3 protein-coding genes are annotated in these 2,443 nt (G+C 63.2%); all 3 read right to left on the reverse strand.

What is annotated here, in order from left to right:
* A partial coding sequence (locus ACESMT_RS14210; protein WP_372827247.1) for an acyltransferase family protein occupies positions 1-1,013 on the reverse strand: 1,013 nt, incomplete at its 3' end.
* Positions 1,014-1,034: 21 nt separating this feature from the next.
* Entirely contained in the window at positions 1,035-1,997 is a 963-nt protein-coding gene (locus tag ACESMT_RS14215) for an NAD(P)H-dependent flavin oxidoreductase (protein ID WP_372827249.1), read from the reverse strand.
* 104 nt (positions 1,998-2,101) lie between these two features.
* On the reverse strand, positions 2,102-2,443 hold a 342-nt coding region (locus ACESMT_RS14220; protein ID WP_372827250.1), incomplete at its 5' end, for an acyl-CoA dehydrogenase C-terminal domain-containing protein.

Below are 2,443 nucleotides of genomic sequence, written 5' to 3' on the forward strand. Positions count from 1 at the left end.
CGGGCTTCAACGCCCAGGTACAGCGCCTTGCCCGCCAGCAGCGACAGGCCAAAGGCCGCCAGCATGCCCAGCGCATTGGCAACCACCTGTGTGGGCCAGACATACGTGATCACCGCATTGACCAGCAGGCACACGGAGAAGTGGATCAGGAACACCGAGTACGACATCTGTCCGAGCATCAGCAGCCACGGTGCCTGCAAGCAGCGCGTGGCCCGGTTGCCGCGTTGCAGCCAGAACAGCCCCAGCGCCACCACCAGCGCCACAGCCAGTCGTCCCCTGAAATCGAGCGCCAGCGCCAGCCCGCCCAGCAAGGTCATCGCCAGCAGCCATCGTACCGGCCTGGCGCTGCGTGAGGCCCACCAAGCCAGCATGCCCAGCGCATAAGAACCGAAAAAGTACAGGCCCGTCATGTCTAGCCCGGCACGCCGGTTGAAGACCAGCAACGAAGCTGCCGCCAGAACGAGCACACCGCCGACGCTGGCCTGCACGGCCAGGCTCCCGCTTCTGCGGGCCAGCATGAGCAGCGCCACGCTGAGGACAAACAACTGAAAATCAATCGCCACGTACCAGATGCCCGCCGACAGCGCTTCCTGGCCCAGCACATCCTGCAGCATCAGCACATGGGCAAGTACCTGCAGAACAGTGGGCGCGTCGGGCACCGAGGGATGCGCCAGCCACGGCCGCACCAGCGCCGCAACAAGCGCCGTGATGAATAGAGCCACCACAAGAGGCAGCGCCAGCCGACGGTAACGGCGCAGCAGCAACTGGCCTGGCCGCTGGAATACAGCAACACCGGCGGGCGCCAAGCTGCTGGCGGCAAGAAAACCAGCGACCACCAGAAACACCTGCACCGCCATGCGGCCATAGGTGTAGAGCCAATCCATCAGCCCTGGCGCCACGCCATAAACCACATCCGACATAGGGCCATAAAACGCCAGGTGGTGCCAGATGATCATCAAGCACGCCAGGCCCTTGAGGGCATCGACGCCAGGCAGGCGCTGCGTGGTCGCCATGGCCGTGAGCGCAGATGCCGGTTAAACGCCGATGCGCTGACGCGCCTCAGCGTACTCGCGCTTGAGCTGTGCGACGTAATCAGCCGTGCTCTGCACCTTGTTGATGGCACCTATGCCCTGGCCGCAGCCCCAGATGTCTTTCCAGGCCTTGGACTTGCTGCCTTCGCCACCCGAAAAATTCATGGTCTTCACATCGCCTTCCGGCAGATTGTCCGGGTCCATGCCCGCGGCAATGATGGAAGGCCTGAGGTAGTTGCCATGCACGCCGGTGAACAGGCTGGAGTAGACGATGTCGTCGCTGTTGCTGTCCACGATGGACTGCTTGTAGGCCTCTGCGGCGCGGGCTTCGTCGGTGGCGATGAAGGCCGAGCCGATGTACGCAAAGTCAGCACCCATGGCTTGCGCGGCCAGCACAGCGCCGCCGGTCGATATGGAGCCCGAGAGCGCCACCGGGCCGTCGAACCACTGGCGGATTTCCTGGATCAGCGCAAACGGGCTTTTCACGCCGGCATGGCCACCCGCACCGGCGGCAACAGCCACCAGGCCGTCAGCGCCTTTTTCAATCGCCTTGCGCGCAAACTTGTTGTTGATGATGTCGTGCAGCACAACTCCGCCGTAGCTGTGTGCCGCGGCGTTGATGTCCTCACGCGCGCCCAGCGAGGTGATGTAGATGGGCACCTTGTACTTGACGCACATCTCCATGTCGTGGTCCAGGCGGTCGTTGGACTTGTGCACGATCTGGTTGATGGCAAACGGCGCGGCCGGCTTGTCCGGATTGGCCTGGTTGTAGGCAGTCAGGGTCTCGGTGATCTCGGCCAGCCAGTCCTCAAGCTGTGCCGCCGGCCGCGCGTTGAGCGCGGGCATCGCGCCCACTACACCGGCGATGCACTGGGCGATCACCAGCTTGGGGTTGCTGATGATGAACAGCGGCGAACCGATGATGGGCAGCGGGAGCTTGTCGAGGGGAGCAGGCAGTCTGGACATGGTGTGCATGGTTGGTTAAAGGAAAATTGTCATCCCGGACTTGATCCGGGGTCCACGCTGGCGCGCCTACATGGATGGCGGATCAAGCTCGCAATGACAAGTTATCAGAAGGCTTCCAGCGCCAGCGCAGTCACGCTGTCGGCGCCTTCGACAATGCTGTCGCGCATGCCGGGTGCCTTGCTGAGCAGGTGGTCGGCGTAGAACACGGCGGTGATGATCTTGGCCTTCATGAAGTCCACATCGTTGCCTGCAACCAGTTCTTCCTCGGCCACCAGCAGTGAACGCGCCAGCTGCCAGCCAGCCACCAGGTTGCCGGCCAGCATCAGGTAAGGCACGCTGCCGGAGAACACCGCGTTCGGCGAAGCCTTGGTGTTGCCAGCGACAAATTCCACCACATCAACAAACGCTTCGCGCGCAGCCTTCAGGCGTTTGGCAACGGTCTTCGC

Source organism: Polaromonas sp. (assembly GCF_041689105.1).
Classification (GTDB): domain Bacteria; phylum Pseudomonadota; class Gammaproteobacteria; order Burkholderiales; family Burkholderiaceae_C; genus Polaromonas.

What these genes read in the sequence shown, in the direction of transcription:
- ACESMT_RS14215 (WP_372827249.1), bottom strand. Translation starts at nt 1,997, where the DNA reads ATGTCCAGACTGCCTGCTCCCCTCGACAAGCTCCCGCTGCCCATCATC.